At 70.4% G+C, this 22,738-nt stretch carries 26 protein-coding genes; 18 read left to right on the forward strand and 8 right to left on the reverse strand.

The window, feature by feature from the left end; all coding sequences use genetic code 11:
* Nucleotides 1-86: 86 nt before the first annotated feature.
* The 5 genes from B116_RS0105175 (at nucleotide 87) to rsrA (ending at nucleotide 3,412) form a co-directional block, all read left to right on the forward strand.
* Complete coding sequence (locus B116_RS0105175) at nucleotides 87-806, forward strand: SOS response-associated peptidase (RefSeq protein ID WP_033667301.1); 720 nt, start codon at nucleotides 87-89, stop codon at nucleotides 804-806.
* Between the two features lie 191 nt (nucleotides 807-997).
* Nucleotides 998-1,387 (forward strand): WhiB family transcriptional regulator, encoded by a 390-nt coding sequence (locus B116_RS0105180; RefSeq protein WP_026321397.1) that lies wholly within the window; start codon nucleotides 998-1,000, stop codon nucleotides 1,385-1,387.
* 53 nt (nucleotides 1,388-1,440) lie between these two features.
* The gene (locus tag B116_RS0105185; RefSeq protein WP_027659395.1) at nucleotides 1,441-2,109 is read left to right on the forward strand and encodes an alpha/beta hydrolase family protein; all 669 of its coding nucleotides are present in this window, start codon (nucleotides 1,441-1,443) and stop codon (nucleotides 2,107-2,109) included.
* 207 nt (nucleotides 2,110-2,316) lie between these two features.
* The gene (locus B116_RS0105190) at nucleotides 2,317-3,123 is read left to right on the forward strand and encodes a sigma-70 family RNA polymerase sigma factor (protein WP_018720481.1); all 807 of its coding nucleotides are present in this window, start codon (nucleotides 2,317-2,319) and stop codon (nucleotides 3,121-3,123) included.
* Between the two features lies 1 nt (nucleotide 3,124).
* Complete coding sequence (gene rsrA / locus B116_RS0105195) at nucleotides 3,125-3,412, forward strand: mycothiol system anti-sigma-R factor (RefSeq protein WP_026321396.1); 288 nt, start codon at nucleotides 3,125-3,127, stop codon at nucleotides 3,410-3,412.
* 93 nt (nucleotides 3,413-3,505) lie between these two features.
* On the opposite strand, the gene B116_RS28905 is transcribed toward rsrA, so the two are convergent.
* Complete coding sequence (locus B116_RS28905; protein WP_372492465.1) at nucleotides 3,506-3,580, reverse strand: 50S ribosomal protein bL37; 75 nt, start codon at nucleotides 3,578-3,580, stop codon at nucleotides 3,506-3,508.
* A gap of 259 nt (nucleotides 3,581-3,839) precedes the next feature.
* Between B116_RS28905 and B116_RS0105205 the strand changes: the two genes are divergently transcribed.
* Together B116_RS0105205 and B116_RS0105210 are read left to right on the forward strand one after the other, a co-directional pair.
* Nucleotides 3,840-4,061: a biotin/lipoyl-binding carrier protein gene (locus B116_RS0105205; RefSeq protein WP_018216856.1), complete on the forward strand. Its 222-nt coding sequence runs from the start codon at nucleotides 3,840-3,842 to the stop codon at nucleotides 4,059-4,061.
* Nucleotides 4,058-4,561 carry a GNAT family N-acetyltransferase gene (locus B116_RS0105210; protein ID WP_018720478.1) on the forward strand — a complete coding sequence of 168 codons (504 nt, stop codon included), beginning with the start codon at nucleotides 4,058-4,060 and terminating at the stop codon, nucleotides 4,559-4,561. Before B116_RS0105205 ends, B116_RS0105210 begins: the two co-directional genes overlap by 4 nt.
* Before the next feature lie 62 nt (nucleotides 4,562-4,623).
* Here the strand turns inward: B116_RS0105210 and B116_RS0105215 are convergent, their stop codons facing one another.
* On the reverse strand, nucleotides 4,624-5,214 hold the full coding sequence (locus B116_RS0105215; protein ID WP_026321395.1) for a TetR/AcrR family transcriptional regulator: 591 nt from the start codon (nucleotides 5,212-5,214) through the stop codon (nucleotides 4,624-4,626).
* A gap of 105 nt (nucleotides 5,215-5,319) precedes the next feature.
* Between B116_RS0105215 and B116_RS0105220 the strand changes: the two genes are divergently transcribed.
* Entirely contained in the window at nucleotides 5,320-6,897 is a 1,578-nt protein-coding gene (locus B116_RS0105220) for an MDR family MFS transporter (RefSeq protein WP_026321394.1), read from the forward strand.
* A 20-nt stretch (nucleotides 6,898-6,917) separates the two neighbouring features.
* Here B116_RS0105220 and B116_RS0105225 read toward each other — a convergent pair whose 3' ends face one another.
* Nucleotides 6,918-8,732, reverse strand: coding sequence for a tetratricopeptide repeat protein (locus B116_RS0105225; protein ID WP_027659396.1), 1,815 nt, complete (start codon nucleotides 8,730-8,732; stop codon nucleotides 6,918-6,920).
* Between the two features lie 186 nt (nucleotides 8,733-8,918).
* On the opposite strand from B116_RS0105225, the gene B116_RS0105230 reads away from it, so the two are divergent.
* The gene (locus B116_RS0105230) at nucleotides 8,919-9,950 is read left to right on the forward strand and encodes an SIS domain-containing protein (RefSeq protein WP_018720474.1); all 1,032 of its coding nucleotides are present in this window, start codon (nucleotides 8,919-8,921) and stop codon (nucleotides 9,948-9,950) included.
* A 25-nt stretch (nucleotides 9,951-9,975) separates the two neighbouring features.
* Nucleotides 9,976-11,499 (forward strand): sensor histidine kinase, encoded by a 1,524-nt coding sequence (locus B116_RS0105235; RefSeq protein WP_027659397.1) that lies wholly within the window; start codon nucleotides 9,976-9,978, stop codon nucleotides 11,497-11,499.
* Between the two features lie 78 nt (nucleotides 11,500-11,577).
* Here the strand turns inward: B116_RS0105235 and B116_RS0105240 are convergent, their stop codons facing one another.
* Nucleotides 11,578-13,026 (reverse strand): glycosyltransferase family 39 protein, encoded by a 1,449-nt coding sequence (locus B116_RS0105240; protein ID WP_027659398.1) that lies wholly within the window; start codon nucleotides 13,024-13,026, stop codon nucleotides 11,578-11,580.
* 338 nt (nucleotides 13,027-13,364) lie between these two features.
* On the opposite strand from B116_RS0105240, the gene B116_RS0105245 reads away from it, so the two are divergent.
* Genes B116_RS0105245 through B116_RS0105260 form a run of 4 tightly spaced genes read left to right on the forward strand, consistent with a single transcriptional unit; the run spans nucleotide 13,365 to nucleotide 16,715 of the window.
* Nucleotides 13,365-15,074 (forward strand): nitrite/sulfite reductase, encoded by a 1,710-nt coding sequence (locus tag B116_RS0105245; RefSeq protein WP_027659399.1) that lies wholly within the window; start codon nucleotides 13,365-13,367, stop codon nucleotides 15,072-15,074.
* Nucleotides 15,071-15,229: a hypothetical protein gene (locus tag B116_RS27770; protein ID WP_188115992.1), complete on the forward strand. Its 159-nt coding sequence runs from the start codon at nucleotides 15,071-15,073 to the stop codon at nucleotides 15,227-15,229. Before B116_RS0105245 ends, B116_RS27770 begins: the two co-directional genes overlap by 4 nt.
* On the forward strand, nucleotides 15,226-15,981 hold the full coding sequence (locus B116_RS0105255) for a phosphoadenylyl-sulfate reductase (RefSeq protein ID WP_018720469.1): 756 nt from the start codon (nucleotides 15,226-15,228) through the stop codon (nucleotides 15,979-15,981). Before B116_RS27770 ends, B116_RS0105255 begins: the two co-directional genes overlap by 4 nt.
* Nucleotides 15,963-16,715 carry a sirohydrochlorin chelatase gene (locus B116_RS0105260; RefSeq protein WP_027659400.1) on the forward strand — a complete coding sequence of 251 codons (753 nt, stop codon included), beginning with the start codon at nucleotides 15,963-15,965 and terminating at the stop codon, nucleotides 16,713-16,715. Before B116_RS0105255 ends, B116_RS0105260 begins: the two co-directional genes overlap by 19 nt.
* Nucleotides 16,716-16,827: 112 nt before the next feature.
* Here the strand turns inward: B116_RS0105260 and B116_RS0105265 are convergent, their stop codons facing one another.
* Together B116_RS0105265 and B116_RS0105270 are read right to left on the reverse strand one after the other, a co-directional pair.
* A complete protein-coding gene (locus B116_RS0105265; RefSeq protein ID WP_026321393.1) occupies nucleotides 16,828-17,085 on the reverse strand; it encodes a WhiB family transcriptional regulator in 258 nt (85 codons plus the stop codon).
* A gap of 422 nt (nucleotides 17,086-17,507) precedes the next feature.
* Nucleotides 17,508-18,458, reverse strand: coding sequence for a diacylglycerol/lipid kinase family protein (locus tag B116_RS0105270; protein WP_027659401.1), 951 nt, complete (start codon nucleotides 18,456-18,458; stop codon nucleotides 17,508-17,510).
* A gap of 42 nt (nucleotides 18,459-18,500) precedes the next feature.
* On the opposite strand from B116_RS0105270, the gene B116_RS0105275 reads away from it, so the two are divergent.
* Nucleotides 18,501-18,890 (forward strand): hypothetical protein, encoded by a 390-nt coding sequence (locus B116_RS0105275; protein ID WP_018720466.1) that lies wholly within the window; start codon nucleotides 18,501-18,503, stop codon nucleotides 18,888-18,890.
* Between the two features lie 42 nt (nucleotides 18,891-18,932).
* On the opposite strand, the gene B116_RS0105280 is transcribed toward B116_RS0105275, so the two are convergent.
* The gene (locus B116_RS0105280; protein ID WP_018720465.1) at nucleotides 18,933-19,334 is read right to left on the reverse strand and encodes an ATP-binding protein; all 402 of its coding nucleotides are present in this window, start codon (nucleotides 19,332-19,334) and stop codon (nucleotides 18,933-18,935) included.
* A gap of 141 nt (nucleotides 19,335-19,475) precedes the next feature.
* Nucleotides 19,476-19,880, reverse strand: coding sequence for a superoxide dismutase, Ni (gene sodN, locus B116_RS0105285; RefSeq protein WP_018216841.1), 405 nt, complete (start codon nucleotides 19,878-19,880; stop codon nucleotides 19,476-19,478).
* 24 nt (nucleotides 19,881-19,904) lie between these two features.
* Here sodN and B116_RS0105290 point away from each other — a divergent pair, with 24 nt between their 5' ends.
* The 3 genes from B116_RS0105290 (at nucleotide 19,905) to B116_RS0105300 (ending at nucleotide 22,738) form a co-directional block, all read left to right on the forward strand.
* Entirely contained in the window at nucleotides 19,905-20,306 is a 402-nt protein-coding gene (locus B116_RS0105290) for a S24/S26 family peptidase (RefSeq protein WP_018720464.1), read from the forward strand.
* Nucleotides 20,307-20,446: 140 nt separating this feature from the next.
* On the forward strand, nucleotides 20,447-21,622 hold the full coding sequence (locus B116_RS0105295) for an NAD(P)-dependent malic enzyme (RefSeq protein ID WP_027659402.1): 1,176 nt from the start codon (nucleotides 20,447-20,449) through the stop codon (nucleotides 21,620-21,622).
* A gap of 153 nt (nucleotides 21,623-21,775) precedes the next feature.
* Nucleotides 21,776-22,738, forward strand: a complete 963-nt coding sequence (locus tag B116_RS0105300; RefSeq protein WP_027659403.1) for a zinc-binding dehydrogenase — start codon at nucleotides 21,776-21,778, stop codon at nucleotides 22,736-22,738.

Here is a 22,738-nt window from a genome sequence, read left to right on the forward strand (position 1 = left end):
CACTAACGGTCATTGCCGGCTACCCCCGGTTGTTAGCTCGGTCCGCGGGACGGCGGGCGACCAGTTGGGGCGCTAGCGTGTCCGGTGTGTGCGGGAGATACGCGACGACCCGGTCCGCGGGGGATCTGAGCGCGATGTTCGAGTCGTACGACGAAACGGGTGGTCGGCTCGGCGCCGACTACAACGTCGCCCCCACCGATTCGGTGCCGTTGGTTCAGGCCACCGCGGCGGGCCAGCGGGTGCTTTTGTTGGGACGCTGGGGTTTCGTACCGGCTTGGTCGCGCTCCCTGGCCGGCGCGGCTCGCATGATCAATGCTCGGGCTGAGACGGTGGCCACGAGCCGGGCGTACGCCCGTGCCTTCGCCCGCCACCGCTGTCTGCTGCCGGCGGACGGTTGGTACGAGTGGGTCCGTCATCCCGGCGGCAAGCAGGCGTATTACCTGACTCCCCGGGACGGCTCGGCGGTCGTCTTCGCCGGCATCTGGTCGGTGTGGGAGGGCCCGGGCGGCCCGGTGCTGACCTGCGGAATTGTGACCACCCCTGCCCGCGGTGACCTGGCCGACGTGCACGACCGGATGCCGCTGTTGTTGCCTATCGAGCGGTGGAGTGCCTGGCTGGGGCCCACGGACCGGCCAGTGGATCTGCTCGCTCCGCCGTCACTGGAGTGGCTGGCCGGGCTGGAGATTCGTCCGGTTGGGCCGGCGGTTGGCAATGTCCGTAACGACGGTCCGAGCCTCGTGGAACGGGTCACCGCGTCGGTGCCGCGTCGGCATAGCAGCGGGCTCGGGGAGGAGACGCTTTTCTGACGTATTCGCGACTTTAGGTCAGGTGATTTGTCGGATTTAATAGCAAAACTTTGTTGGTTAATTTAACTTTTTCCCGCTACCCCTTGTATCGACTTCGAAAAGTGCGATACACCAGAGCGCCGGTGGTGGGCGTCGATTCGCATGCGGCGAGTCGCACCCAAAATTTCCGGTCCCACGGGGGAGGTGGGTGGATGACCAGGGCACGGACGCCCCGTCCACACGAGGTTGCTGCCGCACGACGCGACACGCGCCTGTTGCGGGCCCTGCACGAGCGTCAGCAGGATGAGGCCTGGCGTACCAGAGGCCTTTGCCAAAGCGTTGACCCGGAAACCTTCTTTCCGGCGCCCAACGAGCCGGCGGACGCTGCTGTGGCGCTCTGTCACACCTGCGACGTGCAGGGGGCCTGCCTCGCCTGGGCGCTGGAGGTCGGCGACTGCTACGGCGTCTGGGGTGGCACCACCCCGCGCGAGCGCCGGGCCATGCTGGTCGCTTGGCGCGGCGAGGCTCAGCCGGCACTAACCGACGCTGCCCGGCCACTGGTCCGGGGCCGGCGGCTGACCCCGGTGCCACTCGGCCGTTGAGAGTTGGCGCGGCCGTGTAGCCGGCGTATCGGCGCGATGCTCAGAATGGTTCCGTGTCGCCGACCGAGGAAATCAGCACCCCGCACGGGCCGGCCGGAGTGGAGCTCGACTGGCCCGGTGGTCCGCCGACCGCACTGTTGGTGCTTGGTCACGGAGCGGGCGGCGGGGTGGATGCGCCGGATCTGCTTGCGCTCCGGGACGCCGCGCTGGCCGCTGGTCTGGTCGTTGCTCGGGTGACGCAGCCCTACCGGCTCGCGGGCCGGCGTGCGCCCGCGCCCGCGCGGCAGCTCGACCTGTCCTGGACGGTGGTGTTGTCCGCGCTTCGGGCGCGGTATCCCGGAATTCCGCTGGTGGTGGGCGGCCGGTCCAGTGGTGCCCGGGTGGCCTGCCGTACCGCCGACGCGGTTGGGGCAGCCGGCGTGGTGGCCCTGGCGTTTCCGCTGCACCCACCGGGCCGGCCGGAGCGGTCTCGCGCCGAAGAGCTGCCAACCAGCGTGCCAACGTTGGTGGTAAACGGCGATCGGGACCCGTTCGGGATGCCGGTGGCCGCGGTGCCGACGGTGCGAGTCATCACTCGGCCGGGGGAGCGGCATGAGCTGCGCAAGGATCCGCTGGGCACGGCGGCGGTCGTCCTCGACTGGCTGCGGGCCGGCGGCTGGACCCGCCAGCCGGATCGGTCGTCGGGTGGGTCCACACCGCCCGACTGCGCCGATGAGGCGTGACCGCAGTGGGAAACTCTCGTTGCTTTGGATGGCGCCGCCTGCCCTAGCCCGGGGGCGGCGCCGGTCCTCCCGGGCCCTTCCTGGTCCCAGCTCCGGTCTCCGCCGAGGTCGGACCGGGACCAGGAAAGGGGGCCGATGGCTGGAATGCCCACCCCGCCGACCTGCGTTACACCCCGCGGACGACTTTTCCGACGAGGGGGGTGGCCGGTGCCGGTCGAGACGCAGGCCCGGGAGTGGGACGATCGGGACACGCGGCGGCTCTACCGCCTGCTGGAGGGGCCGAACTGGCCAGCGGCGGCGTCGGCGGTCCCGGTTTCGGTCGGGCACCTGGGCGGAAGTGAATCGCTCGGCGAGCGGATACACGTATCCTCGGCGAGGAAACATCCGACCCGAGGGGATGCGCGGTTGACCACCGAGAAGACGGACGAGCGCAGGGCCCGCTTCGAGCGGGACGCGATGCCCTTCGTTGACCAGCTTTACGCTGCTGGCCTACGGATGACCCGCAACCCGGCGGATGCCGAGGACCTGGTCCAGGAGACATACCTGAAGGCATACGCGGCCTTTCACCAGTTCGAGCAGGGCACCAACCTGAAGGCCTGGCTGTATCGGATCCTGACCAATACCTACATCAACTCCTACCGGCGCCGGCAGCGGCAGCCGATTCAGGCGCCGACCGACGAGATCACCGACTGGCAGCTCGCTGAGGCCGAGTCGCACACCTCCAGCGGGTTGCGCTCCGCTGAGACGGAGGCGTTGGATCGGTTGCCGGACAGCGACATCAAGCAGGCCCTCCAGCAGCTACCCGAGGAATTCCGGCTGGCGGTCTACCTCACCGACGTTGAAGGCTTCTCCTACAAGGAGGTTGCCGAGATCATGGGTACGCCGATCGGCACAGTGATGTCGCGCCTGCACCGCGGTCGTCGTAATCTGCGCAACCTGCTGGAGCAGTACGCGGCCGAGCGGGGCTTCAGCTCTGCTTCGTCGGCCAAGGGCTCGACCGGCCGGGGGGTGTGACGTGAGCTGTGGAGAGCCGCACGAGACGGACTGCCGCGAGGTGTTGGCGGAGGTCTATCTGTATCTGGACCTGGAGTGCGCCGAGGAGCGGCGGAAACTGATCCGGCACCACCTCGACGAGTGTGGGCCGTGCCTACGCGAATACGGTATCGAGCAGGAGGTTCAGGCGCTCGTGGCCCGCTGCTGCGGTAATGAGACCGCTCCTGACCAGCTTCGCGAGCGGCTCCGCAGCAAGCTCGCCGAACTCGTGGTCTTCGGCAGCAGCGAGTCGCGTGAGTTGACCGACTGACCGGGGTGACACCGCGGTGGCCCGGACCGACCTCGGTCCGGGCCACCGTCGTCCGCGCTGGCCGAGCCTACTGGGCTTGGTCGCGCCGGTGGTTCAGGAGTTGGGGCGCTTGCCGTGGTTGGCCGCGCCCTTCTTACGGGCCTTCTTCTTCCGGGCCCTCTTGGCCATGGTGACCTCCTCGTAGTGCGCCACAGCGACGGGGCCGCCGCGGCGTGAAACCGGACGCGTCCGACCCTAGTGCCGTTGCCACCGGCCAGCGGGCCCGGCCCGCGGCATCGCCCGGCGAGGGGTAGGCGCTACTTCTCGGAAGCGTGCTCGGGCGGTCTCGGCGCGGGACCGGCGGTGGATCTGGTCTTGGCGTGGTTGCCCCGCCCCGACCCGGCTCATGATTGGATACGTCGGCAGGACAGTCGTGAGAGAAAGGGCTGTGGAGATGGCCGAGGAGATCCGCGCCGAGATGGTGGCGAACGTCTGGAAGGTCGTCGCATCGGCCGGGGACACCGTGTCCGAGGGGGACACCCTGGTGATCCTGGAGTCAATGAAGATGGAGATCCCGGTCGTCAGCGAGTCCGACGGCGTCGTGCAGGAGCTGGCGGTCAACGAGGGGGACGTGGTGCAGGATGGCGACCTGATCGCGGTGATCGGTTGAGTGTCCTGGTACGCCCCGTCGAGCCCGCTGATCACGCCGCGGTCGCCCGGCTGACGGTCGCCGCCTACGAGGCGGACGGGCAGCTCAAAGGGGAGCATGGGTACGCGGCTGTGCTCGCCGACGTGGACGCCCGGGTGGAGCACGGTGCGGTGCTGGTCGCCGTGGACGCCAGCACCGACGCCGTGCTCGGTTCGGTCCTCTTCGTCCTGCCCGGTACCCGTTATGCCGAGCTCTCCGGAGCCGGTGAGGCGGAGTTTCGGATGCTCGCCGTGGATCCGGCAGCGCAAGGGCGGGGGGTCGGCGCAGCTCTGGTGGAGGCGTGTGTGACGCGGGCGACCGAGTTGGGCTGCTCCGCCCTGGTGATCTGCATCCGGGATGGCCTCGCCGCCTCGGCGCAGCGGCTTTATCAGCGGCGGGGGTTCATTCGGGCGCCAGAGCTGGACTGGTCGCCGATGGCCGATGTGCTCCTGCGGGGACTGCGGCTTTCGCTTCCCGCCTGAGCTGGCTGTTCTGCTGTCGGCGTCTGCTCGCGCCCGGGGCGGGAGCAGAGCCGGCGGTTGGGTCAGCGGGGGTCGTCGGTCGGGGGTGGGCCGATGGCGGCGATGAGCTCGTCGGCCACCTTCAGGGCGACCTCCCTGCGTTCCTGGTCGGTCAGACCGGGCGCTCGTACCCCGAACCAACTGCTGTGTACGGAGAAGAGCGCGAGGGTGGCCCGGAGCTGGGCCTCGGGGGAGGAATCGTCGCCGCAGAGTAGGTTGGCCAGCTGGAACATCCGCTCCCGCATCCGCTGGCCGGCGGCGAGGCTCCGTAGCACGGTCTGGTTCTGCTCGAAGAAGCGCATCACCGACGGGTACTGCCCGGCGCACATGGTGTCCGCGTACCGGCCGATGATGCCCCGTCGGGTGGTCAGCGTGGCCGGTTGGGCCTCGGCCCAGGCGACGAGGTCGTCCAGCTGATCGAGGCGGTCCTCGACGAAGCTGTTGACGATTTCGTCCTTGCTTTTGAAGTGGTAGTAGAGCGCCGCCTTCGTCACATCGAGCCGTTCGGCGATCTCCCGGAGCGAGGTCTTCTCGTAGCCCTGCTCGGTGAAGAGCTCCAGGGCGACGGTCTTGATCCGTTCCCGTGTGCTGCCGGTGCTCTCCCGCACTCTCATCACCTGACCCGCTTGACTGCCGTCGGCACCCCAACTTACCGTACGGCTAGTAAGCTGGCTAGCCGGTCGGCAAGTAAGCTCACCCACCCCCGAGGGGAACGACGTATGACCCAGGCAACCCAGGCAGCCCCAGCCTCGACGCGACCGAATATCCGGATCGTGCTCTTCGGCCTGATGATCGCCATGATGCTGGCGATGTTGGACAACATGATCGTCAGCACCGCCCTGCCGAGGATCGTGGGTGAGTTCGGCGGGCTGGACCACTTCACCTGGGTTGTTACCGCCTATGTTCTCGGGACCACCGTCTCCACTCCGATCTGGGGCAAGCTCGGTGACCTCTTCGGCCGGAAGCCGATCTTCCTGAGCTCGGTGGTGATCTTCCTGATCGGGTCCGCACTCTGCGGCATGGCGGGCTCCGAACTGCTTGGCGGGCCGGACGACGGGATGGTGGAGCTGATCGCCTTCCGCGCGGTGCAGGGCCTCGGCGCGGGCGGCCTGATGGTCGGGGTGTTGGCGATCATCGGCGACCTGGTGCCGCCCCGGGAGCGGGGCCGCTACCAGGGCATGATTGCCGGGATCATGGCGATCGCCCTGGTGGCTGGCCCGCTGGTCGGCGGCTTCATCACCGACCATCTCTCCTGGCGCTGGGCCTTCTATGTCAACCTGCCCCTCGGTGGGGCCGCGCTGGCACTGCTCGTCGCCACCCTGCGTCTGCCTCGGCATCGCACCGAGCACCGGATCGACTGGCTTGGTGCCGCACTGCTCGCGGTCGGCATCACCGCGATCGTGCTGGTCACCACCTGGGGTGGCAACGAGTACGCCTGGCGTTCTCCGCAGATTGTTGGCCTGATCGTCCTCGCGGTGGCTTCGCTCGCCGTCTTCGCGGTCGTCGAGCGGCGGGCGGCTGAACCGGTTCTGCCGCTGTCACTCTTCGCCAATCGCAACTTCGCGCTGATCTCGGTGATCGGCTTCCTGCTCGGCTTCGCGATGTACGGAGCGATGAGCTTTCTGCCGCTCTACCAGCAGACCGTGCAGGGCGCCTCCGCCACCGAATCCGGGCTGCTCCTGCTGCCGTTGATGTTCGGCATGCTGGTGGTCTCGTTGGTGGTGGGGCGGACGATCACCAGGACCGGCCGGTACCGGGCCTTCCCGATCATCGGCGGTGTGGTGATGAGTGCTGGCATGGTGCTGCTGACGCGGCTCGACGCGCAGACCGAAGTGGCGGAGTCCTCGCTCTACCTACTCGTGCTCGGTGTCGGCATGGGCTTCCTCATGCAGACGACGATGCTGATCGCGCAGAACAGCGTTGATCAGCGTGATCTGGGCGCGGCCAGCGGCGCGGCGACCTTCTTCCGTTCGATCGGCGGCTCGTTCGGCATCTCGCTCTTTGGGGCCGTCTTCGCCAGCCGGCTGGCCGACTCCCCCGGTGGCGGGATCTTCGGCGGCGGTGAGGCCGGGGCGGCGATGGACCTCGTGAAGCTTCGGGAACTGCCGGAGGCGGTCCGGGAGCTGGTTCTCGGCGGCCTTGCCGACGCGATCTCGCATGTGTTCCTCTGGGCTCTGCTCTTCACCCTCGTGGTGCCGGTGCTCGCCTGGCTCATCAGGGAGATTCCGCTGCGTACCGAGAACATCCCGGTGCCGGCAGGCGAGGCGGAGCGCCAGCGCCCAGACGCCCACCGCTGACCCGCGTCGGACCGGCGAGGTCAGTGCCGGCGGAAGATCGCCGTGATCTGTCGCCAGAGGCGGCGAAGCCGGCCGGGCGGCGTTGGAGCCGGCGGCCGGCTACCGGCCAACGTCCGGGCCAGTGCTCGGGACTCCGGGGCCAGGTCCGGGGTGGCCAGTGCCAGGTACGCCAGGGACCTGCCGATCGGGACCGGACGCGTTCGCGCCACTTCGACGGCATCGGTGAGTCGTTCGGCGACCACCGTGGCGACCTCGGGGCGGACCGCCGGGTCGACCCAGGCGATGGTGACCAGGGCGAAGAGCGCGGCCTCGGTGACCCAGTCCTCGACGCCCCAGACCAGGTCGAGAAGCACCGAGCGGCGGGTGGAGGTCGGCCACGGCTCGTCGGTGCGGTGGTGTAGCAGTCCAAGGCAGGCCCACACCTGAACGCTGCGGACCCAGAGGGACGGGTCCTGCTCGTCGAGGAGCCGGCCCAGTGCGGTCGGTGGGGTCGTCGGCGGATGGGCCAGCAGACCGAGTAGATCGGTCAAGTTCAGGGTGGCCAGGGCCACGCCGGCGTCGTACGCCGCCGGCGGGTGAGGCCACGCCGGATGCACGAACTGTCGGAGGTGGTCTGCCGCTAGTGGCGAGGGGGCTTCGACGGCAGGTGTGCCGTCGTGCCGCCACAGGCGCCAGTCCACCGCGCGTCGGGGTTCCTGCGGGTCCGGGCCCGGACCCTGCGTCAGCTGGACCCGCAGGCCGGGCACGGTGCGGGTGAGGGTTTGCAGGGCGCTCGGCGGCACCGGCGACCCGAGCCGGATGCTGGCCCCCAGCTGAGCGCCGGCATGGTTGGCCCGAAGCGCGTCAACGGCGGGGCCGGCGGCCGGAGTGATCTGCCCGAGCCAGGGTTGGCCGGCGCAGGACTCGGCGAGGTCGGTGTGCTCGTGGGAATCCTCGGGGTGCTCCCGGATGAAATCCGCCAGTGCGATCAGGTGGGCGACGTCGCCGTCGCGCTGGAAGCGCAGCCGCTGGGCGGTATGCACTGCACAGTCAAACGTCGGGTCCCGGGCAAGCGCCCGGTTGATCCAGTCGAGGGCCTCGTCCAGCCGTCCGTGGTCGGCGAGGGTGCCGGCGATGTCGGCGTAGATGGCCAGGTCGTCCGGGTCGTGCTCAACGGCACGTTCCAGCGCCGCGAGGGCGTCTCGGATCCGCCCCGCGCTTCGATAGGCGTACCCGAGCCACACCTCGCCGATCTTCGATGGCTCGGCACGTAACCCTCGGGATGCCCATTGGACGGCGAGCGATACCTCGCCGAGCCGGCGGGCCAGTGCGGAGGCGGCCCCGAACAGCAGCGCGTGGTCGTGGTGCACGGTCACCGCGTTGCGGGCGAGGGTGAGGTATGGAGTGAGGGCGGCCCTTCCGGCTCGGGGGACTGGATCAGCGGTCGCTGCGCAGACCTGCAAAAGAATCTGGGCGGTCCGCTCCGGCCGGAGGCGTTCGGCTAGGTCGGGTGCGGTCACCCAGGGCACCTCCGCCCACGGTTGCGCAGGCGCGTAGCCAGTGGCCGCAACGAGCAGGTCCAGCCCCTCGGCGGGCCGGCCAGCTGCGGCGAGTAGGTGGGCTCGGGCGACCACGGTTCCGACGAAGACGTTTTGGTGCAGGGGAAAGAGGTCGAGCCCGTCGCCGTCAACGGCAGCGAGCCGGGTGAGCAACTCGTGGGCCTCGGGAAGGGTCGGTGCCTGCGCCAGCGCCCCCGCGATGTGGGCGGCGGCGTGCGCTAGGTCGCCCTCGGTGAGGGCTAGTCGGGCCAGGGTCAGGTCCTCCGCCGCCGGCAGGTCTCGCTTGTCCGGGGACACGTTCTTCTCCCGCCGTGGTGGTATGCGCTCCGGGCGGTCAGCGTAGGTGATAGTGAGGATTTTTAGCGATGACCGAGCGCTGCTGCTCGTTGTGTTGCGCTTGGACGCTTAAAAGTGCAAGACTGAACACAAACGCGCGGGAATCGCGCACCAGGAGGAGTTTCTGTGACGCGTCCAGGGGCCGGCATGGCCGCCGACATTGACGAGCAGCCGGCGGCCTACGCCCGCCTGCTCTCCGCCGAGCACGCCGGGCAGATCGCTCGGGTCGCCGCCACCATCGCCGAGCACCGACCGCGGCACGTGGTGTTCACCGCCCGCGGCACCTCAGACCACGCCGCGCTTTACGGCACCTACCTGACCGAGATCCGGTTGGGTCTGCCCGCCGGGCTCGCCTCGCCCAGCTCCGTCACCGCCTACGGCGCCCGCCCGGACCTCTCCGCCGCGCTCGTGGTCGGGGTGAGCCAGAGCGGCGGCTCCCCGGACCTCACCGAGGTGCTGCGGGCCGCCCGGAACTCCGGCGCGCTCACCCTCGCGGTCACCAACGCGCCCGACTCGCCGCTCGCTGAGGCGGCGGAGCTGAGCGTGGACATCGCCGCCGGGCACGAACGGGCAGTGGCCGCCACCAAGACGTACACGGCTGAGCTGCTCGCCCTGCTCATGTTGGTGGAGGGCATCCGGGCCGGCGACGGCGTGCTGCCGGCCGCTGAGCGGACCGCCCTCGACACGCTGCCCGACCTCGCCGCGCGTACCCTCGCCGACCCGACGCCGGTCCAGCTCGCCCCCCGGTACCGGTTCGCCGCGCAGTTGGTCACGACCGGCCGGGGGTACGCGTACCCGACCGCGCGGGAGGCCGCGTTGAAGCTGATGGAGACCTCGTACCTACCGGCGCTCGCTTTCTCCGGTGCCGACCTGCTGCACGGTCCGCTCGCCATGACCGATCCGGACGTGCCGGTGCTCGCGGTGGTCGGCTCCGGCCCCGGCGGCCAGGCGATGGGGGAGGTGCTGCCCCGGCTCGGCGAGCGCCGCGCCGATGTGGTGGTGGTCGGCTCGGCGGAGGTGCCCACCACGACGCGGATCGCCGTTCCCGAGGTTGACGAGCGGTACGCGCCGCTGCTGGACATCCTGCCGCTGCAGCGCCTGGCCCTGGCGCTCGCGCTGGCCCGAGGCGAGGACCCGGACGCACCCCGGGGCCTGAAGAAGGTCACCGCGACGATGTGAGCGCTGGCGTGGCAGGCTGGGCAGCGTGTCCACGCTGCGCGACCTCGCCGACGAGCACACCCAGCTACGTCCCGCTGACATCGATCATCTGCACCGGATCGCGGGCGACTGGCAGTTGCTCTCTGATATGTCCTTTGCCGACCTGCTGCTCTGGGTGCCGGTGGGCGAGGACGGGACGTTCCTCTGCGTGGCCCAGGTTCGACCGACCACCGCGCCCACTGCCTACCAGCATGACCAGGTAGGCCGAATCACCGGTGGGCCGGAGGTGGACCACCTGGAGGTTGCCTACCGGCGAGGCCGGATCTGGCGGGAGGGCGATCCGGTCTGGTACGGGGACGTGCCCGCGCGGCACGAGGCGATCCCGGTGCGGCTGCGGGCCGCCGACGGTGAGCAGGCCGAGGTGATCGCCGTGGTCGGTCGGGACACCAACCTGTCGACCGCCCGGACCCCCAGCCAACTGGAGCTGAACTACCTGACCACGGCGGACGACCTGGCGCAGATGCTCGCCGACGGTACCTTCCCGCCGCCCCGGCACCCGGGGGAGACCACCTCGGCCCCCCGGGTCGGCGATGGGCTGGTCCGGCTGGACGCCGGCGGCAGGGTGACGTACTCGAGCCCGAACGCGCAGTCGGCGTACCGGCGGGTCGGCTACGCCTCGGACCTGGTGGGGGAGGACCTCACGGCGCTGCACCGGCGCCTCGCCGATGACCCGCTGGAGGGGACCGACGCGGCCAACGCGGTACTCGCCGCGCTTCGGGGCGAGGCACCGCCCCGTCGTGAGATCAACGCGCGCGGGGCGACCATGCTGACCCGGGCGCTACCGCTGATCCCCGCTGGAGTGCCGATCGGCGCGCTGGTGCTGGTCCGCGATGTCACCGAGGTCCGGCGCCGGGACCGGGCGTTGATGACCAAGGACGCCACCATTCGGGAGATCCATCACCGGGTGAAGAACAACCTCCAGACGGTCGCCGCCCTGTTGCGGTTGCAGGCCCGCCGGGTGGCCATGCCGGAGGCGCGGATCGCGTTGGAGGAGTCGGTCCGCCGGGTCGCCTCGATCGCGCTGGTACACGAGACGCTCTCCATGTCCAACGACGAGGTGGTCGAGTTCGACGGGATTGTGGACCGGGTGGCGAGCGCGGCGACCGAGGTGGCGGCGACCGAGACGACCGTCCGGATGCGCCGTCAGGGCAGCTTCGGCGTGCTCCCCGCCGAGCTCGCCACGTCGCTGGTGATGGTCCTCAACGAGCTCCTGCTGAACGCAGTCGAGCACGGGTTCCCCGCCGACGAAGAGGCGGGTGAGCAGCCAGGAGCCGGCTTCTCCCCCGAGGTGGTGGTCTCGGCGCACCGCTTTCGCAAGATCTTGCACGTGTCGGTGATCGACAACGGTGGTGGACTGCCGCCGGGGTTCGACGCCGAGCGCGGCGGCAGCCTCGGCCTGCAGATCGTCCGTGCGCTGGTCACCGGGGAGCTGCGCGGCACGATCGAGCTGCGGACGAGTGCCGGCGGAGGCACCGAGGCGCTGCTCGTCCTTCCCCTCAACCGGCTGTGACCACTCGGGCGGGTGGCGCCGGCTAGCGGCGAGACTCCAGTGACGCGCTGCCGGAGTCGGACAGTGATGCGCCGCCGGCTAGCGGCGTACCAGGGCGACGGTCAGTCCGCGGGGGTGCCAGACCTGCTCGACCATCCGTCCGTCGCGCAACGCCACCCCCTTCGCGCCGGGTACGGCGGCGAGCGGGTCGTCGTGCTGGCCAGCCAGCACCAGCCAAACCCGGTCCGCGTCGGCCAGGCACTGGGCCGGACGGGCACACTCGGCGGCCCACAGGTCACCTCGGCGGGCCGGGCTGGCGGTGAGCAGCACGTCTTGGGGACGGTGGTCGCCCAGGTGATAGGCCAGGCCCAGGTCGAGGAAGAGCCAGCCCTCCCGGGGCGAGTAGACGACCGCGTCGGTGGGGCGCTGCCCGTCCGCCACGATCTGGGCCGCCCCGGCGTAGTCGACCAGCGCCGAACGGGGCCACTCGTGGGTACGCCGCAGCGCCGCCTGGGCTGGCAGGCCGAGCGCCCCGGCCAGGGCCACGACGGTCAGCGCCGGTAGAAACGGCACCCCGGCTAGGGCGATACCGGCCAGCAGGCAGCCGAACGGCACCACGAAGACCAGGTATCGGGGTACCCAGAGGGGGGCAAGCACGCCGACGGCGAAGACCAGCAGCACCGGTAGGAGTACGGCCAATCCGGGCAGCAGCGCCGACCGCCCCAGCGCTGCGGCGCCGAGTGCGGCGAGCCCGACCAGCAGGCCGCCGACCACCCCGCTCTGCGTCACCCCGCCAGCCAGCGTGGCGAGATCGGCGGAGCGGGCGGGGTCCACCCAGTCAAGCTGGCGGGCGTGCTGGCCATGGGCGACCCAGAGCAGCGGACCGACCAGCAGCGTCACCGGAACGAGCGCGAGTAGCCCGGCTCCGACGATGCGGCGGTCGGGATACCGGCGCCGGGCGGCGAGCACCACCACCGCGTGGGCCGGGAGCAGGGTGAGGGCGACCAGGTGGGTCAGGCCCAGCGCGGCCAGCGCGGCGGCGTAGCCGGCCCAGCGGATCCGAGTTCCGACCCGCCGGCCCTCCGGCACCGGAGCTACCGCGATGACCAGCAACAGCGTTGCGAGGACAGCGAGGGCGGTAGCGAGCGCGTACGGGCGGGCCTCCTGCCCGTACCGGGAGGTGCTGGGTAGTACCGCGAAGAGGAGGCCGGCGAGCAGCCCGGCCGACCGACCGTACAGCCGTGCGCCGAGGAGCGCGGTCAGGGCCGCGGCCGTGGTCATGGCGAGCACGGCCGGCAGCCGCAGGGCGGCCACCGAATCGCCCGCTCCGGCCACCCAGATCTGCATCAGCAGGTAGTACGGCCCGGTTGCGGCGTCGATCGTGCCGGTGAGCCGAGCCAGGTCGCCGAGCGGGCGGGTGGCGGCGCTCCACGTCGCCAGCTCGTCTCGCCAGAGCTGTGCCCCGGTCACGTCGGTGAGGGTGACCGCGAGCGTCAGCAGCGCCGGCGGCAGCCACACCGGCGGCTGCGGCACGGTTCGCGCGCCCATGTCGCTGAGCCTCGCACAGCCCCCGGGCCCCCGGGGGCCGGACCGGAACACCGCCGACCGGGATGTGGGATGCCGCACGCGATCCTTGGCTGCTCTGGTGACGCCGTGGCAGCATAACGTCATGGCTGCCGCCGTTGTTCGCCACTTCGTGGCCCGTCGCCACGTCGATTTTGGCCGCGTGCGCAGCGCGATCTGTCCGGCCAACTGACGACGCCCGACCCAGCTGTCTCGGGCGCTCTGCGCCGGCTGCTTCGCCCCAGCTCCGCCCGTCATGCCGGGGCCGGCCACCGCGTTCGGCGTAGCGGCACGAGGCACCGCAGACAACGGAGGACGCCACAATGGCGCTGTCCAACCCGGCTCGGCCCGAAGACCCGACGCTCCGATCGGTCCGGGCTCCCCGCCGCCCCCGTGGGGAGGGCCAGTGGGCGCTCGGTCACCACGAGCCGCTCAACGCCAACGAGCGGATCAAGAAGGACGACGACCCACTCAACGTCCGGGCCCGGATCGAGAATATCTATGCCCACCAGGGCTTCGCCTCGATCGACCCGCAGGACCTGCGGGGTCGGTTCCGCTGGTGGGGGCTATACACGCAACGCAAGGCCGGCATCGAGGGTGGGCGTACCGCCGTGCTGGAGCCGCACGAGCTTGAAGACGAGTTCTTCATGCTCCGGGTGCGTGTTGACGGTGGGCAGCTCTCCGTGGCCCAGCTCCGGGTGGTGGCCGAGATCTCCCGCGAGTTCGCCCGGGACACCGCCGACATCACCGACCGGCAGAACATTCAGTACCACTGGATCCGGGTCGAGGACATGCCAGAGATCTGGCGTCGACTGGAGTCAGTCGGCCTACAGACCACCGAGGCCTGCGGTGACTGTCCCCGGATCGTGCTCGGTAGCCCGGTCGCTGGCGTGGCCCGCGACGAAGTGATCGATCCGACGCCGGCTATCGACGAGATCGTCCGTCGCTACGTCGGCGACAAGCAGTACTCCAACCTGCCCCGCAAGTTCAAGTCTTCGATCTCCTGGCTGGTGGACACGCCGTACGAGACGAATGACATCGCCTTCCTCGGGGTGGTTCACCCCGACCACGGCCCCGGTTTCGACCTCTGGGTCGGCGGCGGCCTCTCCACGAATCCGATGCTCGCCCAGCGGCTGGGGGTGTGGGTGCCGCTGCACGAGGTGCCGGACGTCTGGGCGGGGGTGGTGGGCATCTTCCGCGACTACGGCTACCGACGGCTGCGCCACCGCGCCCGGCTGAAGTTCCTGGTCGCCGACTGGGGGGTGGCGAAGTTCCGGGAGGTGTTGGAGCAGGAGTATCTGGGCCGTGCCCTGCGGGACGGACCGTCGGCCGAGCTGCCGGCGCAGCAGATTGACCACATCGGGGTGCATGAGCAGCGCGACGGGCGTACCTACGTTGGGGCCGCGGCGACGGTCGGCCGGGTCTCGGGTAGCCAGCTCACCCGGCTCGCCGACGTGGCCGAGGCGCACGGCAGTGAGCGCGTCCGGCTGACGCCGTACCAGAAGCTGTTGGTGTTGGACGTGCCACCGGACCGGACGGAGTCCCTGGTCGAGGCGCTGAACGAGATCGGCCTGTCGGCTCGGCCATCGGCTTGGCGGCGTGGCGCCATGGCCTGCACCGGCCTTGAGTTCTGCAAGCTGGCCATCGTCGAGACCAAGGTGCGGGGCGCGGAGTTGGTGGCCCGGCTGGAGGAACGGCTGCGGGACTTCGACGCCGACATCACCATTCACCTCAACGGCTGCCCGAACGCGTGTGCCCGTACCCAGGTTGCCGACATCGGTCTCCGGGGTCAGCTGATGGTCGGCGAGGACGGCCGCCAGGTGGAGGGCTTCCAGGTGCATCTCGGCGGTGGTCTGGGTATGGCGCAGGGCCAGGCCGCGGGGTTCGGTCGTAAGCCGCGCGGCCTGAAGGTCACGGCGGCGGAGCTTCCGGAGTACGTGGAGCGGCTGGCTCGGCGCTACCTGGCTGGTCGTACCGATGGCGAGGCGTTCGCCAACTGGGTGATCCGGGCCGACGAGGAGGAACTGCGATGAGTGACGCCCGTTCCACCCCGCTGTACTGCCCGTACTGCGGGGAGGAGGACCTGCGGCCGAACGAGGCCGGGCACGGTAGTTGGGAGTGCCACGCCTGCGCCCGGGTCTTCACCGTACGGCTGCAGGGCCTGTTGGCGAAGGCGGTGCTCCGGTGAGCGGTCTGCTCTGGGCGGCCGGTCTCGGCCTGGTCGGGGCCGGTGAACCGGCCGCCGCGGAAGCGAACCGGCCGGAGTTGCGGACGCTGGCCGAGACGGCCGGCCGGGAGTTGGCGGGCGCACCGGCGCTGGAGGTAGCCCGGTGGGCGGTCGAGACGTTCGGGGACCGGTTCTGCGTCACCAGTTCGATGGCCGACGCGGTGCTCGTCCACCTGTTCTCTCGGGTAGCGCCCGGCGTTGACGTGGTCTTCCTGGACACCGGGCTGCACTTCCCGGAGACGCTCAGGGTCCGGGACCAGGTCGTCCGCACCATGCCGGTGAACGTCCGTTCGATCCGACCCCGGCTGACCGTCGGCCAGCAGGACGGTGAGTACGGGCCGCGCCTGTTCCACCGCTCCCCGGATGACTGCTGCCAGCTGCGCAAGGTGGAGTCGCTGGAGCGGGCCTTGGATGGGTACGACGCGTGGGCCGCGGGGCTGCGCCGGGACGAGTCGCCGTCCCGGGCGAACACCCCGGTGGTGACCTTCGACGCGCGTCGGGGCAAGGTGAAGGTCAACCCGATCGTGGCGTGGACGCAGGCTGATGTGGAGAGGTACATCTCCCGCTGGAATGTGCCGGTCAACGAGCTGTTCGGCCGGTCCTACAGTTCGGTCGGCTGCTGGCCCTGTACCCGGCGGACGAAGGCTGGGGAGGATCCGCGGGCCGGCCGGTGGGCGCTGTTCGAGAAGGCCGAGTGCGGCCTGCACGGCTGAGCGAGACCGGGGATCCGGTGCTCCTGGTCGCGCATGGCAGTCGGGACCCGCGGGCCGCCGCGGCGACGCGGGCGCTGGCCGCGGCGGTGGCCGCCGCGCGGCCTGGCCGGCGGGTGGTGCCGAGCTGGCTGGACCATACCCGCCCCGGTCCAACGGAGGCGCTACGGGAGTTGGCTGACGCTGGCTTCCCCCGGGTGGTGCTGGTGCCGCTGCTGCTGACCGCCGCGTATCACTGGCGGGTGGACATCCCAATGGCCGTCGCCGCGGTCCGCCAGACGGTTCCCGAGCTGGCGGTACGGGTGACCGACGTGCTCGGTCCCGCCGTCCGGGGGGTCGATCCGGCGTTGTTGGCCGGGTTGCGTCGCCGGCTGGCCGAGGCGGAGCCCGGGGGCTACGACGGACTGGTGTTGGCCGCTGCGGGCACTCGGGATCCGGCTGCGCGCGCCTCGGTGGGGCGGGTGGCGGCATCGCTGCGGGCGGCCCTGGCCGTTCCGACCCGGGTCTCCTACGCCTCGGCGGCCCCGCCCGCCACTGGTGTGGCGGTGACCCGCCTGCGGGTACGGGGGGCGCGGCGGGTGGCGGTGGCCGCGTACTTCCTGGCGCCCGGGCTGTTCCACGACGTGGCGACCGCCTCGGCCCGGCAGGCCGGTGCGGTGGCGGTGGCGGCCCCGCTCTCGGACGCTCCTGAGCTGGTCGACTTGGTCCTTCGCCGGGTGGACGCGGTGTTCGGTTAGGCCCAGTTGTGGTGGGGTCGTCCAGGTGGTGCAGGTCTCGGTTGACACGGGCCGGGCAGCGGAACGCCCCGGTGCTCTGGGCCGACCGGGGCGTTCCGCTTTCGGCTGGTGGTCAGGCGGTGTGAGCGCGCAGCACCCGGAGGCCGCCGCGACGCTTGACGGCGCGCCGCTCCTCCTCGCTCATTCCGCCCCAGACGCCTGCGTCCTGGCCGGACTCGAGGGCCCACTGCAGGCACTGATCCGTCACCGGGCAACGCCGGCAGACGGTTTTGGCCTGCTCCACCTGCAGGAGGGCCGGACCGGACGTCCCGATCGGGAAGAACAGCTCGGGGTCCTCGTCGCGGCAGACAGCATGGTGACGCCAGTCCATGGCGGCAACACTCCTCATTCTGGATGGGTGGCAGATGGCTTGCTATATGCATCCGCAGCGCCGGCCGTAACGGTTCGCGTCCGGCTTGCTGGCAATGCGTGAGCAGGCTGTTGGCTCCGTGGACCTGCTGGAACCGCTCATTCTGCCGAGCGTATCCAGGCGATGTCCCGGAAACTCAAGTCGCTTGTGAATACTTTCACGAACGCTCGCGATGTCAAGGGTGACGCTCGGAAAACTCCGTGCGGTGAGCAAGCCCACAACCTGTTTGTCCTGATTTGACCGAGGCTCCGGATACTCGGAGTACCACAGTCGGGGATCAATATAGTACGGCGGCGCTGATTTCGCTGACATTTCCGTCACTCACCCCACGTGGCGCCAATCGTCATGGACGGGCCGGCTCAACCGAGGGGAGTGCCCGAGAGCTAGCAGATTACTCGCACTGCCGCGGGTACGGCGGTGAATTCGACTTTCTCGCGCTCGCCCAGGTACTCGCCGTCAAGCTGGAACGCCTGTGGGTGGCGGGCGATCAAGGTGAACTCGGCCAGGTCGTGGAGTCGGAGCACGTGTTTGCCATGCGGCCCCGGCGCTCGACCGAAGAATTGAGTGATCGTCCGTGTTGTGCTGGTTACCCGGAGCTGCCGTAGTGCGAACGCGTCCAGGCCGAGGTCGAACGACGCCTCCGGATTCGGATTCACCGCTTGATCGCCGAGGTACGTCCAGGGTGCGGTGTTCTGGACGATCACTGTGCCGAGTTGCTCCTCGGTGGGCTGGTCCGGCCGCTGGAGGGCGATTGCGGGGTGCCGGCGGTTCGAGGCGAGGAAGTACTGGGCGAGGGTCGACCGGAAGTACAGGCTGGGCGTGGAGATCTGTCCGCGTCGGCGGGAGCGCTCTACCCGATGGATCACCGCGGCGTCGATTCCGAAACCGGCGCAGAAGGTGAAGTAGCGGTCGTCCGCCCGCCCTAGGCCGATGGTGCGGTGCCGCCCCAGCCGCAGCCCTTCCAAGATCATGCTGGTGCTGTCCGGCCATTCCCGGGGTAGGCCGAGAGCGCGGGCGAAGACGTTCGTCGAACCGCCCGGCACAGTGGCCAGAGCGGGGAGCTGCTCGGCCGTCGCCGCCCCGGCCGGCCCCGTCGTCGGCAGCGCGGCCACCAGGCCGTTGACGACCTCGTTGACCGTGCCGTCGCCACCAAGCGTGACCACCAGGTCAACGCCCTCCTCGGCCGCCTGGCGGGCCAAGGTCGTGGCGTGCCCCCGGTGTCGGGTGTAGCGCACCGACAGGTCGACCTCACTGCGCAGCGCCCGGACCAGGACATCCCGGCTGCGCTCGCTGGTGGTGGTGGCCTTGGGGTTGACCACCAGGACGGCCCGCATGGGCGGCACTGTACCGCGTGGTGACACCGGTATCGTGGTCGCGTGACGATCGCCTCCAACCAGATACCCGGCCCACTTCGGTGGGCCGTCCTGATGCTGCGCGGTGAGGCGGTCGCCGTCGGTCTGATCGCCAGCTGGCTGCTCTGGGCCAACCTCGTGGCGTCCACCACCGACTTGACGTCGGCGCTGCTGCTGACGGCGTTCGCGGCTGGTGTGGCGGCCGTGCTTTGGGCGCTGGGCGGGGCGCTCGCGCGGTGTCGGGCGGGTGCCCGGGCTCCGTCGATCGTGCTTCAGCTGATGCTGTTGCCGATCGGATGGTTCATGATCCAGGGTGGGGTCGGTTGGCTGGGCGGGCCACTGATGGCACTCGGCCTCGGCGTCACCGCCCTGCTGCTGAGTACCCCGACGACCCGTGCCCTCGGCTTCGAGTGAGGGCGCCAGCCGGCGCCGCCGGTGGGGCGGGACCGATTCGACCTAGCTGGCGACGCGACGGGTCAGCAGGGAGATGGTTGCGCGGTCGTTGTCAGCGGTAGCGGCGGCCGAGGTGGTCAGTGCGGTGAGTACCTTCCAGGCAAAGGAGGACTCGGCCGGCAGCCGCGCACCGCGGGGGGTTGGCACCGTGACCTCGACGGCAAGTGCATCGTCGGTTACGGAGAACCGGCACTCCAGCTCGGCGGGCTGGGTGGCGATCGGAAGCAGCATGGCGCACGCCTCGTCAACCGCGATGCGGAGATCCTCGATCTCGTCGAGGGCGAACTGCAGCCGGGCCGCGAGCCCGGCCGTGGCCGTGCGGAGCACGGCCAGGTAGCCGCCGTCCGCGGGTACGGTCAGGTGCACCACGTCGTCGCTGGCGGGTTGGCTGGTCGTCGGAGTCACGCGTCATCCCCCCGGGGCACCCGCTACCCGGATCGGGGGTAGCGGCCCGTCAGGGAATTCTACCCGGTAGCCCCGACTGAACTACCACGGCGACGGCCGGCGCGTCCGCGGACGCGCCGGCCGTCGCCGTTGGCGTTTCGGCTACGCCTTCTTGGTCTCCCAGAAGATCTTCGAGATCTCGTCGATCTTCTGCAGCAACTCGTCGGCCTTCGCCGGGTCGGTCGCGCCCTTGGCACCGGCCGCGCCGGCTAGCTTGGTGGCCTCGTTGAAGAGCTGGTGCAGGTGCGGGTACTTCTCGAAGTGGGCCGGCTTGAAGTAGTCGGTCCAGAGCACCCACAGGTGGTGCTTCACCAGCTCGGCCCGCTGCTCCTTGATCAGGATGGCCCGGGTGCGGAACTCCGGGTCGGTGTTGGCCTGGTACTTCTCACAGATCATTTTTACTGACTCGGCCTCGATCCGGGCCTGGGCCGGGTCGTAGACACCGCAGGGCAGGTCGCAGTGGGCGCTGGCGGTCACTCGGGGGGTGAGGATGCGTGGAAGTCGCATCAGGAGCCTCCTGGGAAGTTTGCGATGATCGAGCACGACATTACTTGGACGCCGTACCTGGTGGAGGTGAACGGCATGCGCCCGCCCCCGCCGTGCCCGGTGCCACGCGCCCGGTGGTCGCTCTCCGCCGTTCTGGTGACGGGTCCTTCCATGGCGCCGACCCTGCGGCACGGTGACGCGGTACTGGTGCGCCGTGGGGACCGCGGTATCCGGGCCGGGGACGTGGTGGTCGCGGTCTTTCGGAGCCGTCCCGACCTGCTGGTGGTCAAGCGGGCGGTCGGTCCGACCGCGGAGGGCTGGTGGCTCGCGGGCGACAATCCATTGATCACTGACGACTCGCGGGCATACGGTGGAGCGGACATCTGGGGGCGGGTGGTGGCGCGCTACTGGCCGCGGCCTCGACTGCTGTGCCGCCGTGGAGTATGACCCTACTCACATCCGGGCGACGTACTGCGCACTATGCTCGGCAGGTGTCCCGGGTGACCCCCACACCTCTGCCGCCGGTCGGCGCCCACCTCGCGTCCGGACCAGCTGGTCCATCTGCTCGACAGATCCTGGAGTCACCAATGCCATCGTCCACCCTGGACCCTGAGGACCCGGTCTTCCGACTGCATCGGGGCGGCAAGCTGGCCGTCGCCTCGACCGTGCCACTGAACAGCCGGGAAGACCTCTCCCTGGCGTACACCCCCGGGGTGGCCCGGGTCTGTGCGGCCATCGCCGCCGACCCCCGGGCAGCCGATGACTACACCTGGGTCGGGCACACCGTCGCGGTCGTCACCGACGGCTCCGCCGTGCTGGGGCTCGGCAACATCGGCCCGCAGGCCGCGTTGCCGGTCATGGAGGGCAAGGCTGTGCTGTTCAAGCAGTTCGGTGGGGTGGACGCGGTACCGATCTGTCTGAACACGCAAGACGTGGATGAGATCGTGACGGCGGTCCTGGCCCTCGCCCCCTCCTTCGGCGGCATCAACCTGGAGGACATCAGCGCGCCGCGCTGCTTCGAGGTCGAGCAGCGCCTCGACGAGGCGCTGGACATCCCGGTCTTCCACGACGACCAGCACGGCACCGCGATCGTCGTGCTCGCCGCGTTACGCAACGCGGCGGCGTTGCTCACCCGAAAGCTCGGCGACCTTCGGGTGGCGATCAGTGGCGCGGGTGCCGCCGGCGTGGCGGTGACCAAGATGCTCATCGCCGGTGGAGTGAACCCGGAACAGGTAGTGGTCTGTGACTCCCGGGGCATCCTCGGATCGCACCGCGAAGGTCTCACCAGTGCCAAGGCCGAGCTGGCGGAGCTGACCAACGGTGACGGTCGGCGGGGCGACATGGCCGAGGCGCTGCGCGACGCCGATGTGCTGATCGGTGTCTCCGGTGGCCAGATCCCCGAGGCAGCAGTGGCCGGCATGGCTCCCGGCGGCATCGTCTTCGCCCTGGCCAACCCCACCCCCGAGGTGCAGCCGGAGGTGGCCGCCCGACACGTCGCGGTGGTCGCCACCGGTCGAAGCGACCACCCCAACCAGATCAACAATGTGCTCGCCTTCCCCGGTGTCTTCCGCGGCGCCCTGGACGCCCGGGCCACCCGGATTACCGATGACATGAAGGTGGCCGCGGCGGACGCGATCGCCGGGGTGGTGGCCGACTCGCTCACACCCGAGGCGATCGTCCCGTCACCCCTCGACCCGCGGGTCGCCCCCGCTGTGGCCGAGGCGGTCGCGGAGGCTGCGCGGCGCGACGGCGTTACCCGGTAGCCGCGGTGGCGGGATCCGCGCGGTGAAGATGGTGGGATCCGCGTGGCGCGGGGTGCGTGCCGGCGGCGGGGTTCGCGTGGCGCGGCGGCTAACCCCGACGTGTGGTCTCACACACGCCGATGGGCCTTCTGGTCACCCGCCTGGGTTGTTACCGTGCCGATCATGCGTGCCGCCTTCGCCTCCCGCTTCGACGACGCCAACCCGCTCGCCGCGCTCACCGTCGGCGAACGGCCTGAACCCGCGCACCACGGCGACGACTGGGTGACCGTCCAGGTCACCGCCAGCTCGCTCAATCACCACGACCTCTGGTCGCTGCGCGGCGTCGGACTGCGCGCGGAGCAGCTGCCAATGATCCTGGGCTGCGACGCGGCCGGCATTGACCCGGAAGGCAACCCGGTGGTCGTCTACCCGGTGATCCCCACCCCGAGCGATCCCCGGCGGATCTCCATCCTCTCCGAGCACTTCCCGGGCACCCTGGCCGAACGGGTCGCCGTACCCCGGGCGAACCTGCTGCCGCTGCCGGCGGGTCTGGCGGCGACGGACGCGGCCTGCCTGCCCACCGCCTGGCTGACCGCATGGCGGATGCTCACCACCCGGGGCCGGGTGGACGAGGCCGCCGCCGTGCTGGTGCAGGGGGCGGGTGGAGGTGTGGCCACCGCGGCCATCGCGCTCGCCAGCGCAATGGGTAAACGGGTCTATGCGACCAGCCGGGACGCCGCCAAGCGGGAGCGGGTCGCGGTGCTCGGCGCGACCGCCGTCGAACCGGGCGCTCGGCTGCCAGAGCGGGTGGACCTGGTGATCGAAACGGTCGGTGCCGCGACCTTCGACCACTCGCTGAAGTCAGCCGCACCCGAGGCCCGGATCGTGGTCTCCGGCGCTACCGCCGGGCACGAACCCAAGGTCAACCTGCGCCGCGTCTTCGCCATGCAGCTGGAGATCCTTGGCACCTCCATGGGCACCCCGGATGAGCTGGCCGCGCTGCTGACCTTCTGCGCCGAGCGGGGGCTGCGCCCGGTGCAGGACCGGGTGGTGCCGTTCACCGCGGTCGAGGAGGCATTCGTCCGCCTGCACTCCGGCGACGTCTTCGGCAAGGTGGTCGTTGACCACGCTGCCTGA

This window comes from Salinispora fenicalii, from assembly GCF_000514815.1.
Classification (GTDB): Bacteria; Actinomycetota; Actinomycetes; order Mycobacteriales; family Micromonosporaceae; genus Micromonospora; species Micromonospora fenicalii.

Coding starts and splice junctions, on each gene's coding strand:
- B116_RS0105180 (WP_026321397.1), top strand. CDS start 998: ATGACCAGGGCACGGACGCCCCGTCCACACGAGGTTGCTGCCGCACGA.
- B116_RS0105215 (WP_026321395.1), bottom strand. CDS start 5,214: ATGAGAGTGCGGGAGAGCACCGGCAGCACACGGGAACGGATCAAGACC.
- B116_RS0105220 (WP_026321394.1), top strand. CDS start 5,320: ATGACCCAGGCAACCCAGGCAGCCCCAGCCTCGACGCGACCGAATATC.
- B116_RS0105230 (WP_018720474.1), top strand. CDS start 8,919: ATGGCCGCCGACATTGACGAGCAGCCGGCGGCCTACGCCCGCCTGCTC.
- B116_RS0105240 (WP_027659398.1), bottom strand. CDS start 13,026: ATGGGCGCGCGAACCGTGCCGCAGCCGCCGGTGTGGCTGCCGCCGGCG.
- B116_RS0105245 (WP_027659399.1), top strand. CDS start 13,365: ATGGCGCTGTCCAACCCGGCTCGGCCCGAAGACCCGACGCTCCGATCG.
- B116_RS27770 (WP_188115992.1), top strand. CDS start 15,071: ATGAGTGACGCCCGTTCCACCCCGCTGTACTGCCCGTACTGCGGGGAG.
- B116_RS0105265 (WP_026321393.1), bottom strand. CDS start 17,085: ATGGACTGGCGTCACCATGCTGTCTGCCGCGACGAGGACCCCGAGCTG.
- B116_RS0105270 (WP_027659401.1), bottom strand. CDS start 18,458: ATGCGGGCCGTCCTGGTGGTCAACCCCAAGGCCACCACCACCAGCGAG.
- sodN (WP_018216841.1), bottom strand. CDS start 19,880: ATGCGACTTCCACGCATCCTCACCCCCCGAGTGACCGCCAGCGCCCAC.
- B116_RS0105290 (WP_018720464.1), top strand. CDS start 19,905: ATGATCGAGCACGACATTACTTGGACGCCGTACCTGGTGGAGGTGAAC.
- B116_RS0105295 (WP_027659402.1), top strand. CDS start 20,447: ATGCCATCGTCCACCCTGGACCCTGAGGACCCGGTCTTCCGACTGCAT.